The following is a 25,080-nucleotide window of genomic DNA, read 5'->3' as shown; positions in this document are numbered from 1 at the left end:
GAGTTGATTTCTACACAAGATACCCTTAAAAATAGTAGCTTTAAACCACTTTTGAATTTCAAGCTACACATTTAACTTCATGATAGAAAAAGACAAAGGAGCATGGGTTTGGGTACCCATTTTATATTTTACCCAAGGTCTACCCTACGTTTTGGTTGTAAGCGTATCCGTTATAATGTATAAACAACTAGGTGTCAGCAATGAAGACATAGGGTTATATACCAGTCTATTGTACCTGCCATGGGTTTTAAAACCATTATGGAGTCCTTTTGTTGACCTTAAAAGCACCAAACGGAAATGGTTTTTATCCATGCAGTTATTAATTGCAATAGCCCTGTTTGGGGTTGCACTTACTATTCCCACAAGTCTTTTTTTAACCACTACCCTGGCCTGCTTTTGGATGGCGGCTTTTGCCTCGGCTACCAATGATATTGCTTCGGATGGTTACTATATGCTAGGTTTGACCGAGAAGAAGCAATCATTTTTTGTGGGTATGCGTAGTACGTTCTATAGACTTGCTATGGTTACAGGCGAAGGACTAATTGTAGTGATGGCCGGATTCCTAGAGAATAAATATGGAGATAATTCAAAAGCTTGGAGTCTTACCATGACCGCAGCAGCCTTTCTTATGCTTATTTTAACGGTTTCAAACTTTTTTGCGGCTCCCAAGTACGAATCTTCAACAGACATTACAAAAGACACCCCAAAAGGCTTTTTTGAAGTATTCGCTTCTTTTTTCAAAAAACCCGGAATTGGCATTGCCTTAGCCTTTATTTTAACGTACCGTCTTGGAGAATCTCAACTAGTTAAAATGGCAGCTCCGTTTCTCCTAGACGCTCCTGACAAAGGTGGTTTAGGGTATTCCACTGAACAATTAGGAACCATTTTTGGCACCGCTGGCGTCATATTCCTTTCTATTGGAGGGATTCTTGGAGGTATTTTAATATCTCGTGATGGACTTAAAAAATGGATGTTACCTATGGTGATATCCTTAAACCTACCCAATGTACTCTACGCTGTTTTAGCCATGACCAAAACTACAAGCGTCTATGCCATTACAGGAACCGTAATACTTGAGAAATTTGGTTACGGATTTGGCTTCGCCGCCTTTTTAATGTACCTCATTTACATCTCCGAAGGGAAGTCCAAAACCTCTCACTACGCCATTGCAACCGGGTTTATGGCACTGGGGATGATGCTCCCGGGAATGATCAGTGGCTTTATGCAACAATGGTTAGGATACGGAGGGTTCTTTGTTTGGGTAGTTATTGCTGCACTACCCGCTCTATTTCTAGTGAAATTTATAAAATACCCCGCAGATTTCGGGAAAAAAGCTACCAAATTAGATGCCTAAGATAGTACCATATACCCAAGCCGAGCAAACATTAAGCTTAGCCGAAAAAGTAGGGCAACTCTTCATGCCTGCCGCGTTCATCAATGACACTGAAGAAGAAATTCAGCAATTGGAAAAACTGATCAAAGAACACCATATTGGCTCTTTGTGCTTTTTTCATAGTAGGGCCAGTGCGGCGACTAATTTTGAAGGAAAGAAAAAAGTGGTTTCCAACGAACAGAGCTTTGATACATTACAAAATCTAATGGCCCGTTATCAAAAAGCAGCTAAATATCCATTACTCATTGCGATTGATGCCGAATGGGGACTGGCCATGCGTATTGAAAAAACACCTCAATATCCGTATGCTATTACTTTGGGAGCACTCCCTGATGAACATGATGATTTGATTTATGAAGTGGGAAAAAATATTGCAAAAGATTGCAGAGCTGCCGGAATACACTGGAACCTTTCACCTTGTGTAGACATCAATAATAATCCAAATAACCCCGTTATTGGCTATCGTTCTTTTGGAGAGGACAAAGTAAAAGTCACTCAAAAAGCCATGGCCTACATCAATGGCACCCGATCTGAAGGTATATTAACAAGTATTAAGCACTTTCCCGGTCATGGAGATACGGCAACAGATTCACATTTGGGACTACCGTTAATAAACAAGACCAAAGAAGAGTTGACCAAAAATGAACTATATCCATTTCAGCAGCTTATTTTAGAAGAGGTAGATTCAGTTATGGCGGGACATTTATCCGTTCCTGCCCTAGCAAACGGAACGGATACACCTTCGAGCATATCAAAAGATATTATAAAAGGAGTTCTTAGAACGGAGATGGGATATAAGGGAGTGGTTATTTCCGATGCACTGAACATGCATGCGGTTTCAAAAAAATTTCCAACAAAAGGAGAGTTGGAATGGCTTGCTTTTGATGCTGGAAATGATGTGCTTTGTTTTGCTGAACATGTTAAAGAAGGAATAGATACCATCTTGAAAAATAGTTCCGAAACACAAATAGAAGAGAGTTTTAATCGTTTTTGGAGATTAAAAGAAAAAGCGATTGCTCCCACAAAAATTTCAAGTACCACTTTAACAAATCCTGATGTATTAAACACAGAAATAGCCCAGCAAAGTATTACGCTATACCAAGGAACAAATGAGGTAATCACCGAATTTAATACAGGAGGATTTACAGGTTTACAACTACCGTTGAATATTGAAAATCAGTTTTTTAACTCGATTCAGAAACACAAAAAATTCACCATAGCAGCAGATAAAACTCCTACTAAGGAAAGTGAAAAAAATATTCTTTTAGCGATTTTTCCGCCTCAAATAAAACCTACTAATAACTTCGGTTTTACTCAAGACGAACTGGCTTTCATCAATGAAATTATAGCTAAAAAAAATGTGATTCTTTACCTATTTGGAAATCCCTATGTGCTAAACCATATCAATGTAGAAAATGCTAAGGCGGTGGTTATCGCATATCAAAATTTAATATCGTTTCAAGAAGTCGCAGCAAATCATTTTTTAGGTAATTTAGAAGTACAAGGAAAACTACCCGTAACCATTTAAACTATGACAACATATAAAATTTTAGGGCTTATGTCCGGCACCTCGTTAGATGGGTTGGACCTGGCCTATTGCACTATTTGGCAGGAAGGGCATACCTGGCAATTTGGTATTAAAAAAACCAAAAGTGTTTCATACTCCGCTGAAATGCAAAGCCAATTAAAAGACGCCATTCTTTTGCCCGCAGACTCACTATTAAAACTAAATAATACATACGGCACCTGGCTAGGTGAGCAATGTAACTTATTTATTGAAGATAATGGGCTAGAGGTAGACTACATAGCTAGTCACGGTCATACAACGCACCACCAGCCAAAAAACGGACTTACCTATCAGATTGGTAGTGGGCAACATTTAGCCAATGCCAGCAAGCAAAAAGTAGTATCTGATTTTCGTACGAATGATGTTGCCCTGGGTGGTCAAGGAGCACCTCTTGTCCCCATTGGAGACCGACTGTTTTTCAGCAAATATGATTTCTGTTTAAATTTAGGAGGCATAAGTAATATCTCCTTTGAGCATAACGGGAGTCGGGTTGCGTATGACATTGGTCTCGCCAACATGATTTTAAATTACATTACCCGCAAAAACGACTTGGATTATGATGCGGGCGGAAATCTAGCAAAAAACGGCAAAATAAACACCGTAATGCTCCAAAAGCTAAATGCACTTGAGTTTTATAAGCTTCCTTTTCCAAAATCCATAGGATATGAATGGTTTATAGAAGAGGTTGTTCCCATAGTTGAAAGTACAGAAGACAGCATGGAAAACCTATTGTGTACGGGAGTACATCACATCTGTGAGCAAGTGGCCATTCAAATAAAAGCAAATAAGAAAAAAGCCGGAAGTACACTGTTCGTTACCGGCGGAGGTGCATTAAATGACTTTCTTATAGAAACACTTCAGCAAAAATTAGGTGATTCGGCAAAAGTGGTCGTCCCCTCAAAACAGTTGATCGAGTTCAAAGAAGCCTTAGTTTTTGCTTTGATGGGCGTTCTAAGAATAGAGAAAAAGACTAACGTTTTATGTTCTGTTACCGGAGCAAAAAGGGACTCTTCCAGTGGTGTTCTCTTTTTACCTAGCTAAAAACCCTCGCTTTATTTGAGTAAACTATCTCATGGCGAGACTATGAGGCATTAAAAGGAATACACTTTGAATTCGAGGCAAGCCTCGGAGAATTTAATCTCTATTATCGAGTAAAAATCATTATTTTCAACATCACAATCTAAATTCCTAAAAATGTCTGAAAAACAAGAACACGCATCTGCCTACTGGAAAGAAAATATAAAGTATCTATTTATTTTACTAGCCATTTGGTTTGCGGTTTCTTACGGTGCGGGCATCTTGTTCAAAGAATCTTTAAATGAAATAAAAATTGGCGGATTTGAACTAGGATTCTGGTTTGCTCAACAAGGTTCTATCTATGTTTTTGTCATCCTCATTTTTGTCTATGTACGGCTCATGAACAAATTGGATAAAAAATATGGCTTCAACGAATAAATAGCACCCAAAACCAACCCAATTATGACAGTTCAAACCTGGACGTATCTTTTAGTAGGAATCACATTCACCTTATATATAGGCATTGCCATTTGGTCTCGCGCCGGATCAACAAAAGATTTTTACGTTGCAGGTGGTGGTGTATCCCCTCTAGCCAATGGAATGGCTACAGCAGCAGATTGGATGTCCGCCGCGTCATTTATCTCTATGGCCGGCATTATTTCCTTTGCGGGTTATGATGGGTCCGTATATTTAATGGGGTGGACCGGTGGTTATGTACTGCTCGCCCTACTCCTAGCGCCTTATCTTAGAAAATTTGGGAAATTTACCGTACCCGATTTTATTGGTGACCGCTATTATTCAAAAACTGCAAGAATCGTTGCGGTTATCTGTGCCTTGATTGTTTCGTTTACCTACGTAGCCGGACAAATGCGTGGTGTTGGAGTTGTATTTTCTAGGTTTCTTGAAGTAGACATAAACACAGGAGTGATTATAGGAATGGTCATTGTACTGTTTTATGCTGTTTTGGGAGGAATGAAAGGTATTACCTATACTCAGGTAGCTCAATTTTGTGTTTTGATTTTCGCCTTTATGGTTCCGGCTATTTTTATATCCATTCAAATGACCGGAAACCCTATTCCTCAATTGGGCATGGGCTCTAAATTGAATGACGGCTCTGGTATGTTTTTATTAGACAAACTAAATGGTCTTTCCACCGAACTAGGTTTTGCTGCTTACACCGAAGGTAAAAAGTCTACCATAGATATTTTCATGATCACGTTGGCACTTATGGTAGGCACAGCAGGATTGCCACATGTAATTGTTCGTTTTTTTACCGTAAAACGTGTTAAAGATGCTCGAAAATCTGCCGGACTTGCTCTTTTACTAATTGCTATTCTTTATACCGCAGCACCTGCCGTTGCCGTATTTGCGCGTACCAATATGATTAACACGGTTAGCAATCAAGAATATATAAAAATGCCCGAATGGTTTAAAAATTGGGAGATCACGGGGCTTTTAAATTTTAACGATAAGAATGGAGACGGTAAAATTCAATATGTAGCCGATCAGACTAAAAATGAACTTATTGTTGACCCAGACATCATGGTTTTAGCCAATCCAGAGATTGCAGACCTTCCTGCCTGGGTTATAGCCCTTGTAGCTGCTGGTGGTTTGGCAGCTGCACTTTCTACTGCAGCCGGACTACTTTTAGTTATTTCGGCTTCCGTATCTCATGATTTAATCAAAAAAATATTCGTGCCAAATATTTCTGAAAAAGGTGAACTTTGGGCTGCAAGAGGAGCCGCTACTGTGGCTGTAATTATTGCTGGATATTTTGGTATCAACCCTCCTGGGTTTGTAGCAGCAGTGGTTGCCCTTGCTTTTGGTCTTGCTGCCGCTTCTTTCTTCCCTGCTATTATACTGGGTATTTTCTATAAAAAAATGAACAAAGAAGGAGCAATTGCAGGTATGGTCATTGGTATATCGCTTATGTTATTCTATATGCTGAAGTTCAAATTTGGAATTTTTGATGGTGGAAAAGAGGCCGTAGTCGGTTTAGAAAAAGATTGGTGGTTTGGCATATCGCCAGAAGGCTTTGGGAGCGTAGCTATGTTCGTGAATTTTATTGTCTCCATAGTCATTATGAAATTCACCCCAGAACCTCCAAATGAGGTTCAAGAGATTGTTGAAAATATACGCATCCCCAGTGGTGCAGGAGAAGCTACAAACCACTAAATTTTATGTAATTTTAAAATCCCGATACATTTTTTACCCATTAATTAAGAACAGCCATACTTAAGGGTTTCTGTATCTAATTCAATATCAATTAAAACAATTAAGGCAAAATGAGTAATTACCACATTAAACATCTAGAAGAATACTACCAAGTATATAGAAAATCCGTTAGAAATCCAGAGGCCTTTTGGGAAGAGATTGCGGAAGAACATTTTGTTTGGCGTAAAAAATGGGACAGTGTTTTAAGTTGGGATTTTACTAAGCCTGAAATTAAATGGTTTGAAGGAGCACAACTCAATATTACCGAGAATTGCATTGATAGACATTTGCCCACACGAGGAGAAAAGACAGCCTTGCTTTTTGAACCGAACGACCCTAATGAGGAAGCGCAACATATTACGTACAGAGACTTACATGAGAGAGTTTGTCGCATGGCAAACGTATTAAAAGACCATGGTGTTCAGAAAGGAGACCGAGTTTGTATTTACTTACCCATGATTCCCGAACTTGCTGTTTCCCTTTTGGCCTGTGCAAGAATTGGAGCCATTCATTCCGTTGTTTTTGCAGGGTTTTCATCCAATGCACTTTCCACGCGAATCAACGACTCCGATTGTAAAATAGTACTGACATCAGACGGTTCATATCGTGGTTCAAAAACAATTGACCTTAAAAGCATTGTAGACAAAGCTTTAGAAGATTGCCCTGGAGTTAAAGATGTATTAGTAGCTAAACGCATTAATAGCGACATACACATGGAAGAAGGACGTGATAAATGGCTTCAACCCCTTCTTGACGAAGCCTATGCCGATTGTGTTGCTGAAATTATGAATGCGGAAGACCCCTTATTCATTCTATACACCTCTGGGTCTACAGGTAAACCAAAAGGAATGGTGCACACTACAGCTGGTTACATGGTCTATTCTGCATATACCTTTAAAAATGTATTTCAATACAGAGAAGAAGATGTGTATTGGTGTACCGCGGATATTGGATGGATAACAGGACACTCGTATATTGTATATGGTCCGTTAGCTAATGGTGCTACTACCGTTATGTTTGAAGGTGTTCCCTCCTACCCTGATTACGGACGTTTTTGGGAAGTTGTAGAAAAACACAAGGTGAACCAATTTTACACGGCTCCGACCGCCATTAGAGCGTTAGCCAAAGAAAACCTTGAATTTATAGACAAACATGATCTTTCCTCATTAAAGGTATTAGGCTCCGTAGGTGAACCTATCAACGAAGAGGCATGGCACTGGTACAACAACAACGTTGGAAAAACCAATAGCCCAATTGTAGATACTTGGTGGCAAACCGAGACAGGCGGTATTATGATCACCCCTATTCCTTATGTTACACCCACTACGCCAACCTATGCCACTTTACCGTTTATTGGTATACAGCCCGCATTAATGGATGAAGAAGGGAAAGAAATAAAAGGCAATCAGGTATCCGGAAGGTTATGTATTAAATTCCCATGGCCTTCTATCGCGAGAACTATTTGGGGAAATCATGACAGGTACAGAGACACTTATTTTTCCGCCTATAAAGACATGTATTTTACAGGAGATGGTGCGTTACGCGACGCTGTTGGCTACTACAGAATCACAGGGCGAGTTGACGATGTTATTATTGTTTCGGGACACAACCTAGGAACTGCACCAATTGAAGATGCAATTAATGAACATCCAGCGGTAGCGGAAAGTGCTATTGTTGGCTTCCCTCATGATGTAAAAGGTAATGCATTATACGGTTATGTTATTCTGAAAGAATTTGGAGAAACAAGAGATCGTGATAATGTGCGTAGAGAAATTAATCAGCAAATTACAGAACATATTGGGCCAATTGCCAAGTTGGATAAAATTCAGTTCGTATCAGGTTTACCAAAAACCCGTAGCGGAAAGATTATGCGGCGTATTCTTAGAAAAATAGCATCCAATGACACTTCTAACCTAGGAGATACAAGTACACTATTGAATCCAGAAGTAGTTGAGGAAATCATTGAAAATGCACTTTAAATTGATAAAAAAGGGCAAAAGGAAATCGTGATTACTTCCTTTTGCCCGTTCTATTGTACTCTTCTATTTTTAAAGTCTACTGTGCTCAGCAGTAGCAAGCACCTTTCCTTTGGTTCCCATTAGTATTGCAATTAAAGAAAGTAACCCACAAACAGTTAAACCCGCAAACATGGGCCAAACCGTGTCTTGTACGTATCCACCTATATAATTTGCAATAGGCACAGAAAGAAGGGTTGAGATAAAACCATTTATAGCAGCTCCAATTCCTGCAATATGACCAATAGGTTCCATAGCAATAGACCTGAAATTTCCCCATAAAAAGCCCAAACATAAAAATTGCACGAACAAAAACGCAACTAAAACAGGTACACTTGGGTTTGGTTTTCCCCAGAACCACACCACATAGGATAAGGCTATAACACAAAATGCACTCATAGCAGTAAGAGCCAAACGTCGCATACCAAAACGAAGTACCAAAGTGCCATTTAAAAAAGTAGAAAGCCCAACAGAACAGGCTAATCCAGCAAATATATACGGGAAATTTTCTACCATACCATACTGGTCCTCAAACACATGCTGAGACGAACTTAAGTACACCAAAAAAGCACCCGTTACAAAGCCAGATGCAAATGTAAAGGCAACCGTTTCACGATATCTAAAAAATTCCTTAGAACCACTTACAAAGACGGACATTGAAAATGGTATTTTAAATTGAGGTTTTAAAGTTTCCGGTTGCCGCTTCCAAAACCAAATACTCACTATAAATCCAAAAAACAATTGGATGTAAAATATATATTCCCATCCAAAAGCATCCATAATCCATTTGCCAATAGCTGGAGCCACCACAGGAACCAAAATAAAGAAGGCTGTAACGAACGACATAATTTTCGCCATATAATCGCCTTTATAGGTATCCCTAATGATGGAAATAGCAATGGTACGCGGTGCTGAAAGACCAATACCTTGCAAAATACGGCCTACAATCATTATTTCTAAAGTAGGTGCCAATACACAAATTACACTTGCCACAGCAAAAAGAGCGAAACCAATATACACCACGGGCTTCCTGCCATAACTATCTGATAGCGGCCCAAAAAACAACTGTCCAACACCTAGGCCTAAAAAAATCATGGTTATTAACAGCTGATTTTTTATAGGGTCTAAACTGTTTATAGTTATCCCAATATGTGACAGAGCAGGCAATAACGCATCTATAGCCAAGGCCACAATAGACATAAGAGAAGCCATTAAGGCTATGAATTCAAAATTGGGTTTTACATTGTCATTTTGCATGGTGCAAAAGTACATATTCACATAAGAAAAGGCATTGTTAAAAGTTCCTTTTAGGTATACGTCTAATAATGCTTTACAAATATGTATTTTTGACAAAAAATTAAATAGCATGCTGATAATTGGAATAGCGGGAGGCACAGGTTGTGGCAAAACAACAGTTGTAAACCAAATTATAGACTCGCTACCAGAAGGTGAAGTTGGAGTTATTTCACAAGACTCGTATTACAATGACCTCTCCGAAATGCCTTTGGAGGAAAGAAGAAAAACTAATTTTGACCACCCAAAATCCATTGATTTTGATTTGCTTGAAGAACATTTGAAGTTATTAAAAGCTGGGCATTCTATTAAACAACCGGTCTATTCTTTTTTAGAATGCAACCGTACGGACAAAACCGTTCCCGTACACCCAACTAAAGTACTTATTGTAGAAGGTATTCTTATTCTGACCAATTCCTTGCTTCGAAAAATGATGGACATTAAAATATTTGTTCATGCGGATTCTGATGAAAGATTGATTAGAAGGTTAAAGAGAGACGTAAACGAAAGAGGCTGGAATCTAGATGAAACCCTAGACAAATACCAATCTAATATTAAACCTATGCATCTTCAGTTCATAGAACCCACTAAAGAATATGCAGATATTATCATTCCTAACAATAAATACAATACGGTTGCAGTTGATATTGTAAGAACAATCATCAACGAGAAACTTGTATAGTAAAATGGGATTCAAAGATTTAAAAAAGAAAAAATGGTTTAGCATACTTACCAATATGTACGTATTGGTGCTGACTGTATTTGTAATATGGATGTTATTTTTTGACACCAATTCCCTATTGATTCATTTAGAACTCAAAAAAGAAATCCAAAAACTAGAGAAACAACAAGAGTTCCTAAAGGATGAAATTGCTAACGACAAAAAGATTCTAAAGAAACTATCAGACCCTGAAGAGTTAGAAAAGTTTGCCAGAGAACAGTATTTCCTCAAAAAAAAGGATGAAGAAATTTACCTAATCGAGTATGAGGATAGCTTGAAAATCAAAGAAAAAAAGTGAAACGAGATGTGGTTTCACACAACCTATAATTAGATTGTTAATAAAAGAATAATCTTCAAACAAACATCATTCCACATATCCCTTCTTTTTAATTGTTAAAACCGCTCACTTTTTACGGAGCAAACAGAAAGTTTACATTATAATGTTTAAACAGCTGTTTTTCATTTATTTATGAAATAAATTCCATTAAAAATCCACATGAAAATCCATTTGATTTTCAAAGCTGAAATTAGTATTAACATACTATTTCCAATAGCAACTCTGGTCTTTAAAACTTTATATTCAATAAAAAGTAACGCTCAGTTAACGAACTTTAACGCAAAAGGCCACACTTATTCACTTTGTGTTAACAAAATGGTTTCAATAGCATTGTAAATAATCGTATTTTTACCCCCTAACTCAGACTGATAATGGGCAAGATTATTGCTATTGCGAATCAAAAGGGAGGAGTGGGTAAAACCACTACAACAGTTAATTTGGCAGCTTCTCTAGGTGTTCTAGAAAAGAAGGTATTGCTAATAGATGCAGACCCACAGGCTAATGCCACATCGGGTTTGGGCATTGATGTAGAAAGTGTTGAATATGGCACATATCAACTTCTTGAGCATACTAAAAGTGCCAAAGAAGCTATCATAAGTACGGACTCTCCTAACTTAGATCTAATTCCTGCACATATTGACCTGGTCGCCATTGAAATTGAATTGGTGGACAAAGACCAACGGGAATATATGATGAAGAAAGCAATATCTGACCTTAGGGACACCTATGATTATATTTTAATTGATTGTGCTCCTTCTTTGGGGCTACTTACTTTAAACGCCCTTACGGCCGCAGACTCTGTAATTATTCCTATTCAATGTGAATATTTTGCTTTGGAAGGCCTTGGAAAATTGTTGAATACAATTAAAAGTGTACAAAAAATACACAATGCCAATCTAGATATTGAAGGCATGTTATTGACTATGTACGATTCTCGTTTAAGACTTTCTAACCAAGTAGTAGAAGAAGTACGTAAGCATTTTGCAGATATGGTTTTTGATACTATAATTCAGCGTAACGTAAGGTTAAGCGAAGCTCCTAGTTACGGGGAAAGTATTATAAAATATGACGCAAGCAGCAAAGGCGCTTCCAATTACTTGAACCTGGCCCATGAAGTCGTCAAGAAAAACAAAGAGATAGCTTAATGGCGAAAGCAACAAAAAAACAAGCACTAGGCCGCGGACTCTCCGCTCTATTAAAAGACCCTGAAAACGATATTCAATCTGCTGCAGATAAGAATGCAGACAAAGTGGTGGGTAATATTGTAGAGCTGGATATTGAGTCTATTGAAATGAACCCTTTTCAGCCACGTTCAAATTTCAATGATGAAGCGCTTAAGGAATTGGCTACTTCAATTAGCCAGTTAGGTGTAATACAACCCATTACGGTCCGCAAATTAGATTTTAACAAATATCAACTGGTTTCTGGTGAACGAAGATGCCGTGCTTCAAAACTGGCAGGACTTACCACTATACCAGCATATATACGTATTGCCGATGATCAAGAATCATTGGAAATGGCCTTGGTTGAAAATATTCAACGCCAGGATTTAGATCCAATCGAAATAGCACTTTCTTACCAAAGGTTACTTGATGAAATTCAACTTACCCAAGAAAAATTAAGTGATCGTGTAGGCAAAAAACGCTCTACCATTACTAATTACTTACGTCTTTTACGCCTTGACCCAATTATCCAAACAGGTATTAGAGATGGCTTTTTGAGTATGGGGCACGGTCGCGCACTGGTTAATATTGAAAAGAAGAGTGACCAGATTGATCTTTACGAGAAAATTATAGGTCAGAATCTTTCTGTACGCGACACGGAACGTGCCGTAAAAGCCTATCATGAAGGTAGTTCTCCTGAAAAACCTGCAAAAAAGGCTCCAAAAACTCCTGAATTTGCAAAGGGAAATATTAAACCCTTTACTGACCATCTTTCGGTAAAAGTAGATATTTCAGCTACAGAAAAAGGGAATGGAAAAATAACTATTCCGTTTCATTCTCAGGAAGAGTTTAAACGAATCAAAAAATTAATTCTAGGTGAGTAAGTCACTCCTAACCCTTATTTTTATTGCCTTATTTACGTTAACCATCACTGCTCAAGAAGAAGTGACTAAAGACAAAGAGGTAGATTCTCTTCAGACCAGTTTGGCCGAGGAGGGAATTGTTGTAGTGGATACACTCAAAAAGAAAAAGGTTAGGATCAACCCGCTTGCCCCTAGCAAAGCAGCTTTTTATTCTGCTGTTTTTCCTGGTTTAGGTCAGATTTACAATAAACGGTATTGGAAAGTACCAATTGTTTATGGAGCCATAGGAGCTGCAGTTTATGGGTATACTTGGAACAATAATAATTATCAACGTGTACGTACAGCCTTTAAAAGAAGAAGGGCTGGGTTTACTGATGATGAATTTTATGCAAATCCAACCAATCCAAGCAACGTTCCTCTGTTAGGTTTAGACGATTTACAGAGTCAACAAGAACGCTTTCAAAATGATCGAGATTTATTGTTACTTGTATCCATTGCATTATACGCATTGAATATTGTAGATGCCAATGTAGATGCGCATTTAAAACAGTTCAATATTGATGACGATCTAAGTTTTGATATGGAGCCATTTCTAGATTTGGACCCCATAACCAACAACCCTAGTTACGGCATGGCCGTGATTATAAAATTCTAAATACAAACAACTGTTTTTAAGTGGATTAAAATCAGTTATCAAAATAATTACATACATTGAAAATAGCACTATTCGGATACGGTAAAATGGGTAAAATGATTGAGAAAATTGCCCTAAGTAGAAATCACACTATTGTAGCAAAAATTGATGTTGATACGGTTGATATTGATTTCTCAGAAATGGATGTCGCTATTGATTTCAGTATGCCAAGTGCCGCTTTTGGTAATCTTACCAAATGTTTTGAAAATGGCGTACCCGTCATCTCAGGAACTACCGGCTGGTTAGATAAGTACGATGAAGCCTCTGCCCTATGTAAGGAAAACAAAGGTGCTTTTATCTACGCCTCTAATTTTAGCTTAGGCGTAAATGTATTTTTTGAGCTTAATGAATATTTAGCCAAGATGATGAAGAATTTAGACCAATATAAGGTGTCTATGGAAGAAATTCATCACACCCAGAAGTTAGACGAACCCAGCGGTACGGCTATTACTTTAGCGGAAGGCATAATCAAAAACACGGATTATAAAGCTTGGAAACTTGAAAATGCGCCTGCGGGGGAAATTCCGATCGTATCAAAAAGAATTGGTACAACACCGGGCACGCATAGCATAGATTACAGTAGCGAGGTAGATTCCATAGAAATTAAGCATACCGCCCATAACAGGGAAGGTTTTGCTCTTGGCGCCGTTATAGCAGCCGAATGGATTGTAGGTAAAACCGGAATTTTCACCATGAAAGATGTGTTAAACCTTGGTTAACAGATATAATAATTGAACAAGAATTAGGCTTATTTGCAATAGAGTCATTAGATTTCAATGCTTTAAGAATTCAAACAAGAGCATTTTTACAATATAAAATACACAAATGGACGCAACACAGTGGTTACTTTTTATTCTGATTATTCAGATAATCCATTTTGCAGGAACCTGGAAACTTTACGTAAAAGCAGGTAGAAAAGCTTGGGAAGCAGCTATTCCTGTATACAATGCAATTGTTTTAATGCAAATTATCAATCGCCCAAAATGGTGGACGGTACTTTTATTCATTCCGATCATCAATCTATTGATGTTTCCTATTATTTGGATTGAGACCATTCGTAGTTTTGGACGCAATAGCACGGCTGACACTTGGTTGGTGATACTTACATTAGGTTTTTATATCTACTACGTAAACTACGCTTTGGATGTCAAATACATTGAAGACCGAAGTCTTCAGCCCCAAACCGCTACTGGTGAATGGGTAAGCTCCATTGCTTTTGCAGTTATTGCAGCAACGCTGGTGCACACGTATTTTATTCAACCATATGTAATACCTACCCCATCGTTAGAACGTACCCTCCGCGTTGGGGATTTGTTGTTTGTTAGTAAATTTCATTATGGGGCAAGAACACCAATGACTACCGTTGCAGCTCCAATGGTTCACGATACTTTACCTCTTGTTCACACAAAATCATATTTAACAAAACCTCAGCTTCCATATTTCAGGCTTCCAGGTTTTACCAAAGTAGACCGGAATGATATTGTTGTTTTTAGTTGGCCTGCAGATACGGTTCGCCAGTTTTTTAAAAAAGAAAAAGGCGTTATAAAACCAATTGACAAGAAATCTAATTACGTAAAACGTTGTGTGGGTATTCCAGGCGATTCATTAGCTGTTATTGATGGTTACGTATACATCAACGGAAAGCAATTACAACTGTCCGATAGAGCTAAACCTCAATATGATTATGCATTGTATTCTAACAAAGGAGTATCTTCTACTATATTAGAGAAAGTAGACGCTACAGGCTGGAACCGGAAGTACATCATTAACTCCTTGAACCAACAACAACTAAACAGCATTCAGAAATACGTAAAAGGCTACAGACAACGTAATGATGGTAAATTAGAAGTTTACACCAATGAAGGCGGTATCCCTATTTCAGTAGCCAGAAAGAATTCAATTTCTTTAGCAGAAGAAACAGGCCTTGAGCGTATTGCTCCGTTAACGGATGAAATGGTAGCGGAACTTAAAAAGGAAACTTCATTAGATTCTATTGTACGAATAGTAGAGAAAAAAGGAGTGCCAGGCGGAAATATATTCCCTCAAAGCCCTGACTACCCTTGGAATTATGACCAAATGGGCACCATTTATATTCCACAAAAAGGCGCTACAGTGCCTTTAAATTTAAAAGTTTTACCACTCTATAAAAAAATTATAAGAGAATACGAAGGCAACACTATCAGCGTATCTGGTAACCAAATAAAACTGAATGGAGAAGTAGCGGATTCATATACTTTTAAGCAAGATTACTATTGGATGATGGGAGATAACCGTGACCACTCCGAAGATAGCAGAGCTTGGGGCTACGTACCGGAAAACCATATTGTAGGTACACCTATATTTATCTGGCTAAGTGTTGATAATTTTAATGATGGTATCCTAAACTGGAGACCTAGATGGGACCGTATCTTTACAACTGTAAATGGCTCAGGAGAGCCGGTTTCCTATTTTAAATATTTTTTGATAGCCTTAGTTGTTTATTTTGTGGGAAGTTGGTTATGGGATAAAAAGAAAGCTAAAAAATAGTAGTTAGCTTATCATTTCCCTTTCTTAAATAAAATTATAGAATGATACCCTTTGAAAATGCTTTTGACCAAGTGTTGCAAAATACACTAGATCTTGGAGATGAAACGGTAACCCTTTTAAATAGTACCGGAAGAATTCTAAGTGAAGACATCAAAGCAGATCGGGATTTTCCACCTTTTAACCGTTCTACCAAAGACGGGATTGTCATAGCTTTTTCTGCTATTGAAAAAGGGATTTCCAGTTTTAAAATAGAAGGTGTCCTTAGTGCAGGTATGCCTCAAAAATCACTATCAACAGATATCAATTGCTTTGAAATCATGACTGGAGCCGTACTTCCTAAAAAAGCGGATACCATTATCATGTATGAACAAACCGAAATTCAAGACGGTTGTGCAACCATTACAAGTATTCCTAAGAAAGGACAGAATATTCATAGCCAAGGTACTGACGAGCAAAAAGGCGCGATTCTCTTAAAAAAAGGAACAGAAATCACAGCTGCCGTTATAGGCGTACTGGCTTCAGTCGGAAAAAAAGAGGTACTGGTAAAAAAGCTTCCTAAAATCTGTGTCGTCTCTACCGGAAACGAACTTGTAGAAATACACGAAACTCCGCTACCCCATCAGATTAGAAAATCCAATTCTCTTTCATTAGCAGCTGCACTGGAAAAAGTAAAAATAACACCTACACTCTTACATATAGCCGATGATAAAAATGCTATAGAAAAAGAGCTTGAAAAAGCTTTTTTAACACACGACATAATGATGCTAAGCGGCGGCGTATCTAAAGGAAAGTTTGATTTTATTCCCGGAGCCCTAACCAACCTTGAGATAAAAAAGATATTTCACCGTGTTGCCCAACGTCCTGGTAAACCTTTCTGGTTCGGTATTCAGAAGGAAAAGAAGAAAGTAGTATTCTCTTTTCCTGGAAATCCTGTTTCTACCTTTGCCAATTATCATGTTTACTTTTTACCCTGGTTAAAAAGATCGCTAGGCTTAAAAGTGGAAAAACAATCGGCTATTTTAGAAGAAACTATACAACCTCATCCTTCTTTAACCCTTTTCGTACAGGTTACCACGCAATGGAAAGACGGCAAACTCATTGCCAAAACCATCAAAGGTAATGGGTCGGGAGATTTGGTAAGCTTGGCTCTTGCCGATGGATTTATCCGAGTTCCTCAAGGAGGTGAAGAAATAGCTCAGAATACGGTTTTTGATTTTATTGCAGCCTCTTAATTGTTTGTTTCAAATTATTCCTATCTATATCTTAAAGTGGATATTTTTCGTGATACCCAACCATTAATTCTACAATCTTGCTATAACTTTTAATACCATCTTTCTGCTGATTTGCTTTTAAAAAGGTATTAAAGATAGATTTAAAAATAGGCTCAAAAGGATTTATGTACTCCATATTATGCTCATAAAGTTCTCGGTAATTCTCCTGCACTCCAAGATTAACCTTCGCATACAACTCATCAAATTTAGTCTTGTCCGAACGTCGTATAGCACTTAAACAATGACTTAGCGCATAGGCTGAAGCTGAATATTGAAAATAACGGTCCTTATTTTTTACGGTCACCAAATACCCAATAAAATTGGTTTCATTCTCTTTAGCATACCCTACTTGATGCCCGGCTTCGTGCCCACTTACCACAGGAAACCGAAATACTGGAGTTAGCGCATTTACCTGCGCTTCGTTCGTAAACGGATTTAAATACCCTCCAATACCCATATAACTAGATAATGCACTGAACATTGATTTTTTTAAACTTTGATGTTCATATTTTAAAAACGGCACCTCTCCCTCTAATTGCTGGTACCCTTGCATAGTTTTATCAAAAATTTCGCTGCCGGTATAGGGTATTTGCACTCTCTTTGTACTATCCGAGGTCAATTCAAATTGAAGTCTATTCGTTTTGATAATCAATTTTTCTGCTAAGTCTATCACCTCTTGTGTAGTAACACTATCCCGGATAGCAAAGTTTTTGGCAATTGGCTTTCTGTAATAATTCAATCCCCAAACCAGATTGAAGGTGAAATAAAATACGGAAAGGACAACCACTACATTTCGTAAAAACTGAAGAGGTCGTTTTTTAATTTTCAATCGGTTCACGTACACATACCTAATACCGAGAACAATGAGTAGTACGTAAATAATTTCACCAACCGAAAAAGGAACCCATCCAAAGAGAATTCTAAAAAACTGACTGATTACCGGGTAGATACCATTACTATAATATGTTTCTACAATTTCCGGGTTACCACCAAGCCAAGCCACTATTAGAATTTGTGGAAGTAAACTTAATGCAATACCATTTCTTAATTTGTTTTTCAATACGCAGTTTTTACTTGAAACAGGCCTACCCAATTAAATGATTTCTCAATTATATAAGGTTATAAAGCCAAAATTAACCAAATATCGTCCATACCAATTTTTGACTCCGTATTTTTGCAAAAATATAACATCACATGAACGAAGCTATAAGAGAATTACAACCCAAGGAGGTCTGGAATAAATTTGCAGATTTGAATGCCGTACCACGTCCGTCCAAAAAAGAGGAACGTGTTATAGAATTCATGTTAAACTTTGGGAAGTCACTCAATCTTGAAACTTTTAAAGACCATGTGGGCAATGTCATCATAAGAAAGCCCGCAAGTAAAGGTATGGAAGATAGAATTACCGTAACCTTACAGTCGCATTTAGATATGGTACATCAAAAAAACAATGACACTGTTTTTGATTTTGAGAACCAGGGGATTGAGATGTTCATACAAGAAGATTGGGTAAAGGCAAAAGGCACCACCCTTGGTGCGGATAATGGTATGGGAGTGGCGGCTATTATGGCCTTGCTACAAAGTTCTGAGATTACGCATCCGGCTATAGAGGCTCTTTTTACTATTGATGAAGAAACAGGTATGACCGGTGCTATGGGACTAGAAGGAGGCGTTCTTAAAGGCGATATCCTATTAAATCTGGATACCGAAGAAGATGACGAACTAGATATTGGTTGTGCCGGTGGTATAGATGTTACCGCCACCAGAAGTTACAATGAAAAAACAGTGCCTCGTGCAACTACAGCCTACTCAATTACAGTAAACGGATTGAAAGGAGGCCACAGTGGTATTGAGATACATAAAGGTCTTGGTAATGCGAACAAAATAATGAATAGGATTCTATACACGGTATCTAACTCATTTATGCTTCGTATTTCAGAAATAGATGGTGGAAGTCTAAGAAATGCCATACCAAGGGAGAGCATAGGTAAGATTGTAATTCTTAAAACTCAAAGTGAAGCATTTGAAAATACCATTAAAGAGCTAACACAGACCATTCAAAAAGAATTGAATGTTATTGAGCCTAACCTAAAAGTAACACTTGATGCGATAAAATTGCCTAAAGCGGTAATGGGTCTTGGTGCTCAAGAACGTTTACTACAAGGTATTTACGCTGCTCACAATGGAGTGTATGCAATGAGTGCAGCTATACCGGATTTGGTAGAAACTTCTAATAATGTAGCTAGAGTTTTAGTGAAAAATGGAAAAGCAAAAGTTGGATGCCTTACAAGGTCTTCTGTAGATTCTGCCAAAACGGATTTATCCAATGCCTTAAAGTCTACATTTGAACTGGCCCGTTTTGATGTTGAATTCAGTGGTACATACCCTGGCTGGACGCCTAATGCCAATTCTAAAATTCTTAAAGTGGCAGAAGAAAAATACATAGCTCTATTTGGAGAGAAACCAAAAGTAGCCGCTTGTCATGCAGGATTGGAATGTGGTATTTTAGGTCAAAATTACCCTGAGATGGATATGATTAGTTTTGGACCTACAATTCTGGGAGCACACTCGCCAGATGAACGTGTGAGTATTTCCTCCGTACAGAAATTCTGGAAATTCCTTCTCAACATCTTAGAGGATATTCCTAAAAAATAAGCACAAAAAAAAGGGTTTGCTATTATGGCAAACCCTTTTTTATATGATATAAGACTATACTTTTTGCAAGCTAGCTTGTTCTTCACTTTTTGGGTTTGGACCATATTGGTTATCGCCCTGCTCGCTATCCGTACAAGCTAAAATAAGGTTATAAATTGGTACAAGTAAGAACCATCCACTTTTACCAACATCATGCATTCTACGAACACCTACTGCAATACCAGGTATCAATACACCTAACGAGTATATAAGCGATAAAAATAGAAGAGCAGGTACATCTATTACTACGGCTACAATTTGTAAACCATAAGAAATTAAGATGTTGAACAAAAAGAACATCCAATATTCTTTTCTTCTGGCGCGGCCTTCAAACCCGGCATAGTTTTGCAATACTTTTAAGTACCAATTCATAGTTTAATATTTAGGGGTTAACTATTAATGAATGATATAAACGGACATCGTTACGTTGTATTATGAATTATTAGATGAACTGCACAAAATGAAGTAAAAACCCTGTAAATGCTTAAAATTAATCTGGTTAAGAGCATAAAAAAACCCGCAAATTGCGGGTTTTTAATCTTATTTCAATCCTATTTTTACTCAATAATAGAGATTAAATACTCCAAGGCCTGCCTCGAAATCTAAGTGTATTCCTTTTAAAACCTCGTGGATCTACCCACAAGGTAGTTTACTCGGCTTCACCAGTAATTTCAAGATCAAATACTAAATCTGCACTTGGCGGTATTGGACCTGTTCCTTGTGGTCCATATCCCAAATGCGAAGGAATAAAGATTCTCACCTTATCTCCAACTTTCATATTTAAAAGACCTTCTTTAAAACCAGCTATCAAACTAGCATCAGGACTATACTCCATTGGTATTGGCTCATAGCCTCCACCTTGTTTTCTTCGAGCATCAAATTTGTTATATTTTGTAGCGACATCTTCATAGTTACTATCGAACAAAGTTCCGTCCTCCAAAAAACCTGCATAGTATACAAGTACTTGGCTACCTACAGTAGGTTTTGCTCCTTCACCTTCTTTCAGTGTTAATATTTTCAATCCGCTTGGTAATTCCGTTGCCTCTTGTTTTTGAGTCTCAAGACCGGCTTTAAAGTCGGCTTTCATTTTCTCAAAGGCAGCAATCTTCGCTTCTTCTTCCGCAAAATAATCGCTCATAACCTGTACAGCATCAAACTTCTTAGCTGCTTTACCATTACGAACAATCTCTACGGTATTCATAATCACATCTACTACCGGTTTATCTTTGGTCATCGGGTCTTGAGAAACCTCGGTAGTGGCTATAGAATCAACTACATCCAAACCTTCAACTACATGACCGAAAACTGTGTGTCTACCATTTAAAAAAGGAGTCTCTTTATGTGTAATAAAAAATTGACTACCATTGGTTTTAGCACCTGAATTTGCCATAGACAAAATTCCCTTTTTATCATGCACCAAAGAATCATTAAACTCATCTTTAAACTTGTAGCCTGGGTTTCCACGTCCTGTACCAGTAGGATCCCCTCCCTGAATCATAAAGTCTTTAATAACTCTGTGAAAAATAAGTCCGTCAAAATACTTCTTTCCTTTTAAGCTATCCGTAACAAATGGGTTATCGCCTTCCGCTAGAGAAACAAAGTTAGCTACCGTAACGGGTGTCTTCTCATATTCCAATTTGATTATAATATCACCTTTACTGGTATGGATATCGGCAAAAACGCCATCACCCAATTCGGCATATTGACTTTTACAACTAGACAACAAAACCACTAGGGTCAATAAGTAATAGATTTTTTTCATCTTTAAATCCTTTGTTTTTATTTTACTTTTATTGTTTACTGGTAAGCACTATTCAATTAACTCTTTTTCTTTTTCGATTTTAAAAATAGATAATGTAACCTTAAACGGTACATTAATACCTATTTTATCATTATCCCCATGATATCCATATCCTAAAGATGAAGGAAACAGAAAAGTAGCTGTTTCTCCTTCTTTTAACATCTTTACACTATTTCTTAAACCCGGGAATAGATCTTGCTTATCCACTTTATAGGTTAGCGTACCTATATCATCCGTACTGTAAATAGTATCGTTCTTTAAGCTGATAATATTGTAGGTCATCACCACTAAATCATCTGGTTGAGGCGTATAATTTACCTCTTCATTCTTTACATCATAATAAAACCATGACCCACTGGCCGAATGGATATACTCATGCAAAGTATCATTAGCCATTACATCTTGCATTAGCTTTTCTTCTTTGGCTAAAAGTTCCTTACTGCGTTTAACAGATTGCTTAAAGAAACTGCCAGATTTAACTTCAACAGGTCTTCTAGCCTCAGGGCCTCCACAGCCAACAAGTGCAATTAAAAAAATAATACTTAAGATTCTCATGCCTGTAATTGATCTTTATGATTTTCTAAAAGTGATTCAAAATAAACAGCTGTTTCATTAAGGGACCTATCGCTTTTTCCACCTGCAGCATTATTATGTCCACCTCCCTCAAAATAGGTTCTAGCAAATTCGTTTACGTTGAAATCCCCTATAGACCTAAAAGAAATTTTTATAATACCTTCTTCTTTATTTTCTATAAAAATAACAGCAAAGATAATACCTTCAAGAGTAAGTCCATAATTCACAAAACCTTCCGTATCTCCTTTTTGATACTTATACGTATCTAGTTCATCTTGACTTAATGTAATATATGCCGTTCTATACATATCATGAATAACCATATTCTTAAGGGCACATCCTAAAAGGTGTAACCTTCCTGGGGTATTCGTATCATAAACACGGTGATGTATCTGGGTATTCTCCGCTCCCTTATCTATTAGACCAGCTATAATACGATGCGTTCTACCTGTAGTTGACCTGAATTTAAATGAACCTGTATCTGTCATAATCCCAGTGTATAGGCAATTTGCCATATCCACTGTTATTTTGTCCACATCACCCAAAAACTCAATGAAGTTATACACCATTTCACAAGTAGAACTCATAGAAACATCTGAATACATAACCTCTGCATAATCAGACGGGGCCTGATGATGATCTATCATAACAAAAGGAACCGTTAAGTCTTCCAAAACGGATTGCATCTGTCCTATCCTCCCCAAATGATTAAAATCTAACGTAAAAACCACCGTTGCCTCTGCTATTTTTTCCTTAGCTTGACTATTATGCTTCTCAAAATTCAGAATATTCTCATTACCTGGTATCCATTTTAAAAACTTAGGATAATCGTTTGGAGCTACAACAACAGCCTCCTGACCTCTATTAACAAGATAATGACACAGCGCCAATGTTGAGCCAATGGCATCACCATCTGGATTTTTATGCGGTACGATTACGATTTTTTGCGGTTGGGAAAGTAGTTGCTGAACCGCTTTTATAGACTCCAAATTCATGCGTGCAAAGATACAATTTAATAACGTAGTGTTTTAAGGCAAAGTCTTATTTTTGCGGTAAGATTTTAAAACTAACATATGTTGAATAAGTACATCGCCATCTGCTTATTGGGTCTTACCATTTCCTGTAAAACCCAAAAACAGCCTGAACTAACGGCAAAAACGACGGTTGTAACCACTTCCCCTAAAGCTGATTTTACACTGGCTTTCGGTTCTTGCAATAAGCAAGATGAAGTCAACTTACTTTGGGATGATATTCTTAAAACCAATCCTGATGTTTGGGTATGGGGAGGCGATAATATTTATGCGGATACCGATAATATGAGGCGATTACGCGCCATGTATGCCCAACAGAACGCTGTAAAAGGATACCAAAATCTTAAAGCCAAGGTGCCAGTAATAGGTACTTGGGACGACCATGATTATGGATTAAATGATGGCGGTGTTGATTTTGATAAAAAGAAGGAAAGTCAGCAAGAGTTTTTAGATTTTATGGATGTAGGCAAAAATGACCCGCGAAGAACTCAAGAAGGGGTTTATACAACACATACCTACAACACGCCACAAGGAAGTATAAAAATATTGGTATTGGACACCCGTTATTTTAGAACTGACCTTACTCTAGATACGGAAACAAAAAAACGTACCATTCCTAACGACTATGGTGTGGGTACTATTCTTGGCACAACGCAATGGAATTGGCTAACCGAAGAACTCAAAAATTCAACAGCGGATTTTAATATCCTGGTAAGCAGTATTCAAATATTATCTAATGAACATGGGTTTGAGACCTGGGGTAACTTCCCGCATGAAGTAGATAAACTAGAAAAACTAATTGTTGATTCTAAAGCAAAAGGTGTTATAATACTCTCTGGAGACCGTCATATCTCTGAGTTCTCTAAAACCGAAATAGCCGGAGTAGATTACCCTTTAGTAGATTTTACCAGCAGCGGCCTTACACATACTTATACAAAATTTAATGGCGAGCCTAATCCGTTTAGGGTGGGCGACGTTGTTTTTACTAAAAGTTTCGGACTAATTAAATTCAATTTTAAAACTAAAGAAGCGCAAATGCAAATGATTGGGAACGACTTAAAAGTGATGGGTGAACTACATCAAACCTATTAAAACTTGCCGATTGTTGAATAAAGCGTATTTTTGCAAAAAATTTTTACAATGACAACGAACAGAACATTTACGATGATTAAGCCGGATGCGGTTGAAAACGGTCACATTGGTGCCATTCTGGAAAAAATAACTTCCGCAGGTTTCAAAATCGTAGCCATGAAGTATACACAATTGAGCACAAGAGATGCACAAGAGTTCTACGCCGTTCACAGTGAGCGTCCGTTTTACGGAGAATTGGTAGAGTTTATGAGCCGTGGTCCTATTGTTGCTGCTATTTTAGAAAAAGACAATGCAGTTGAAGATTTTCGCGCATTGATCGGTGCAACAAACCCAGCTGAAGCAGCTGAAGGTACTATCAGAAAATTATTTGCTTCCAATATTGCTGAAAATGCGGTTCATGGATCAGATAGTGATGAAAACGCATCTATAGAAGGTTCTTTCCATTTTGCTGGAAGAGAAATTTTCTAAGACTATTATAACATTTTTTAAAGCCTTTAGTCTTGAAGTCTAAAGGCTTTTATCTTAATACCAGTTTTGCAACCAGCTCCTTCTCTAAGTCTTCATTGAGCATTCGTATAATTTTTGATTTGCCAAGACTCAGCTCTTCTCGTAACACGGAAGACGATAACGCTACAAAAAGTGTATCTCCTTTGAGCTCTATATCTGTTGTATAATTATTTACTCCATTCCCCATTAGATTACGCCACGCTTCCCGCGCATCTACTTTATCCATTCCTTTTTGAAGCCTATTCTCCTTTATGAATTCATTTAAGGCTTGGCTCATATTAAGGTTCTCATTTCTTCTCTTTGCCATT

General features: G+C 37.7%; 24 protein-coding genes. 17 read left to right on the top strand and 7 right to left on the bottom strand.

Annotated features, from left to right (window positions below; genetic code table 11):
• Positions 1-79: 79 nt before the first annotated feature.
• From IWC72_RS14190 to acs, 6 genes are all read left to right on the top strand, one after another.
• Complete coding sequence (locus tag IWC72_RS14190) at positions 80-1,354, top strand: MFS transporter (protein ID WP_194530212.1); 1,275 nt, start codon at positions 80-82, stop codon at positions 1,352-1,354.
• On the top strand, positions 1,347-2,921 hold the full coding sequence (locus tag IWC72_RS14185; RefSeq protein ID WP_194530211.1) for a glycoside hydrolase family 3 protein: 1,575 nt from the start codon (positions 1,347-1,349) through the stop codon (positions 2,919-2,921). The genes IWC72_RS14190 and IWC72_RS14185 overlap by 8 nt, the downstream gene beginning before the upstream one ends.
• Before the next feature lie 3 nt (positions 2,922-2,924).
• Positions 2,925-4,001, top strand: a complete 1,077-nt coding sequence (locus IWC72_RS14180; RefSeq protein WP_194530210.1) for an anhydro-N-acetylmuramic acid kinase — start codon at positions 2,925-2,927, stop codon at positions 3,999-4,001.
• Positions 4,002-4,154: 153 nt separating this feature from the next.
• Positions 4,155-4,415, top strand: a complete 261-nt coding sequence (locus tag IWC72_RS14175) for a DUF4212 domain-containing protein (RefSeq protein WP_194530209.1) — start codon at positions 4,155-4,157, stop codon at positions 4,413-4,415.
• A 24-nt stretch (positions 4,416-4,439) separates the two neighbouring features.
• On the top strand, positions 4,440-6,152 hold the full coding sequence (locus IWC72_RS14170) for a sodium:solute symporter family protein (RefSeq protein WP_194530208.1): 1,713 nt from the start codon (positions 4,440-4,442) through the stop codon (positions 6,150-6,152).
• 110 nt (positions 6,153-6,262) lie between these two features.
• Complete coding sequence (gene acs / locus IWC72_RS14165; RefSeq protein ID WP_194530207.1) at positions 6,263-8,170, top strand: acetate--CoA ligase; 1,908 nt, start codon at positions 6,263-6,265, stop codon at positions 8,168-8,170.
• 69 nt (positions 8,171-8,239) lie between these two features.
• Here acs and IWC72_RS14160 read toward each other — a convergent pair whose 3' ends face one another.
• Entirely contained in the window at positions 8,240-9,463 is a 1,224-nt protein-coding gene (locus IWC72_RS14160) for a multidrug effflux MFS transporter (RefSeq protein ID WP_194526810.1), read from the bottom strand.
• A 109-nt stretch (positions 9,464-9,572) separates the two neighbouring features.
• Here IWC72_RS14160 and udk point away from each other — a divergent pair, with 109 nt between their 5' ends.
• The 8 genes from udk (at position 9,573) to IWC72_RS14120 (ending at position 17,035) form a co-directional block, all read left to right on the top strand.
• Positions 9,573-10,181 carry a uridine kinase gene (udk, locus tag IWC72_RS14155; protein ID WP_194530206.1) on the top strand — a complete coding sequence of 203 codons (609 nt, stop codon included), beginning with the start codon at positions 9,573-9,575 and terminating at the stop codon, positions 10,179-10,181.
• 4 nt (positions 10,182-10,185) lie between these two features.
• Entirely contained in the window at positions 10,186-10,518 is a 333-nt protein-coding gene (locus IWC72_RS14150) for an FtsB family cell division protein (protein ID WP_194526808.1), read from the top strand.
• 410 nt (positions 10,519-10,928) lie between these two features.
• Positions 10,929-11,702, top strand: coding sequence for a ParA family protein (locus tag IWC72_RS14145; RefSeq protein ID WP_194526807.1), 774 nt, complete (start codon positions 10,929-10,931; stop codon positions 11,700-11,702).
• Positions 11,702-12,604 (top strand): ParB/RepB/Spo0J family partition protein, encoded by a 903-nt coding sequence (locus IWC72_RS14140; RefSeq protein WP_194530205.1) that lies wholly within the window; start codon positions 11,702-11,704, stop codon positions 12,602-12,604. The genes IWC72_RS14145 and IWC72_RS14140 overlap by 1 nt, the downstream gene beginning before the upstream one ends.
• The gene (locus tag IWC72_RS14135) at positions 12,597-13,238 is read left to right on the top strand and encodes a DUF5683 domain-containing protein (protein WP_194530204.1); all 642 of its coding nucleotides are present in this window, start codon (positions 12,597-12,599) and stop codon (positions 13,236-13,238) included. Before IWC72_RS14140 ends, IWC72_RS14135 begins: the two co-directional genes overlap by 8 nt.
• Positions 13,239-13,294: 56 nt before the next feature.
• Positions 13,295-13,996: a 4-hydroxy-tetrahydrodipicolinate reductase gene (gene dapB / locus IWC72_RS14130; RefSeq protein ID WP_194530203.1), complete on the top strand. Its 702-nt coding sequence runs from the start codon at positions 13,295-13,297 to the stop codon at positions 13,994-13,996.
• Positions 13,997-14,102: 106 nt separating this feature from the next.
• The gene (lepB, locus tag IWC72_RS14125) at positions 14,103-15,803 is read left to right on the top strand and encodes a signal peptidase I (protein WP_194526804.1); all 1,701 of its coding nucleotides are present in this window, start codon (positions 14,103-14,105) and stop codon (positions 15,801-15,803) included.
• 41 nt (positions 15,804-15,844) lie between these two features.
• Positions 15,845-17,035: a molybdopterin molybdotransferase MoeA gene (locus IWC72_RS14120; RefSeq protein ID WP_194530202.1), complete on the top strand. Its 1,191-nt coding sequence runs from the start codon at positions 15,845-15,847 to the stop codon at positions 17,033-17,035.
• A gap of 31 nt (positions 17,036-17,066) precedes the next feature.
• On the opposite strand, the gene IWC72_RS14115 is transcribed toward IWC72_RS14120, so the two are convergent.
• The gene (locus IWC72_RS14115; protein WP_194530201.1) at positions 17,067-18,134 is read right to left on the bottom strand and encodes a DUF3810 domain-containing protein; all 1,068 of its coding nucleotides are present in this window, start codon (positions 18,132-18,134) and stop codon (positions 17,067-17,069) included.
• Positions 18,135-18,268: 134 nt separating this feature from the next.
• On the opposite strand from IWC72_RS14115, the gene IWC72_RS14110 reads away from it, so the two are divergent.
• Positions 18,269-19,729: an aminoacyl-histidine dipeptidase gene (locus tag IWC72_RS14110; protein ID WP_194526801.1), complete on the top strand. Its 1,461-nt coding sequence runs from the start codon at positions 18,269-18,271 to the stop codon at positions 19,727-19,729.
• A gap of 54 nt (positions 19,730-19,783) precedes the next feature.
• Here the strand turns inward: IWC72_RS14110 and IWC72_RS14105 are convergent, their stop codons facing one another.
• From IWC72_RS14105 to IWC72_RS14090, 4 genes are all read right to left on the bottom strand, one after another.
• Positions 19,784-20,140 carry a DUF805 domain-containing protein gene (locus IWC72_RS14105; protein WP_194526800.1) on the bottom strand — a complete coding sequence of 119 codons (357 nt, stop codon included), beginning with the start codon at positions 20,138-20,140 and terminating at the stop codon, positions 19,784-19,786.
• 277 nt (positions 20,141-20,417) lie between these two features.
• The gene (locus IWC72_RS14100) at positions 20,418-21,530 is read right to left on the bottom strand and encodes a peptidylprolyl isomerase (protein ID WP_194526799.1); all 1,113 of its coding nucleotides are present in this window, start codon (positions 21,528-21,530) and stop codon (positions 20,418-20,420) included.
• A 48-nt stretch (positions 21,531-21,578) separates the two neighbouring features.
• Positions 21,579-22,124: a gliding motility-associated peptidyl-prolyl isomerase GldI gene (gene gldI / locus IWC72_RS14095; RefSeq protein ID WP_194530200.1), complete on the bottom strand. Its 546-nt coding sequence runs from the start codon at positions 22,122-22,124 to the stop codon at positions 21,579-21,581.
• The gene (locus IWC72_RS14090; protein WP_194530199.1) at positions 22,121-23,137 is read right to left on the bottom strand and encodes a DHH family phosphoesterase; all 1,017 of its coding nucleotides are present in this window, start codon (positions 23,135-23,137) and stop codon (positions 22,121-22,123) included. Before IWC72_RS14090 ends, gldI begins: the two co-directional genes overlap by 4 nt.
• A 78-nt stretch (positions 23,138-23,215) precedes the next feature.
• Here IWC72_RS14090 and IWC72_RS14085 point away from each other — a divergent pair, with 78 nt between their 5' ends.
• Positions 23,216-24,265 carry an alkaline phosphatase D family protein gene (locus IWC72_RS14085; RefSeq protein ID WP_194526796.1) on the top strand — a complete coding sequence of 350 codons (1,050 nt, stop codon included), beginning with the start codon at positions 23,216-23,218 and terminating at the stop codon, positions 24,263-24,265.
• Between the two features lie 48 nt (positions 24,266-24,313).
• Positions 24,314-24,733 (top strand): nucleoside-diphosphate kinase, encoded by a 420-nt coding sequence (locus IWC72_RS14080; RefSeq protein WP_194530198.1) that lies wholly within the window; start codon positions 24,314-24,316, stop codon positions 24,731-24,733.
• A 49-nt stretch (positions 24,734-24,782) separates the two neighbouring features.
• Here IWC72_RS14080 and IWC72_RS14075 read toward each other — a convergent pair whose 3' ends face one another.
• Complete coding sequence (locus tag IWC72_RS14075) at positions 24,783-25,079, bottom strand: DUF721 domain-containing protein (protein ID WP_194530197.1); 297 nt, start codon at positions 25,077-25,079, stop codon at positions 24,783-24,785.
• Position 25,080: the final 1 nt, after the last annotated feature.

It is taken from the genome of Zobellia roscoffensis, assembly GCF_015330165.1.
Lineage (GTDB): Bacteria > Bacteroidota > Bacteroidia > Flavobacteriales > Flavobacteriaceae > Zobellia > Zobellia roscoffensis.
This window is presented reverse-complemented; position numbering and strand designations above follow the sequence as displayed.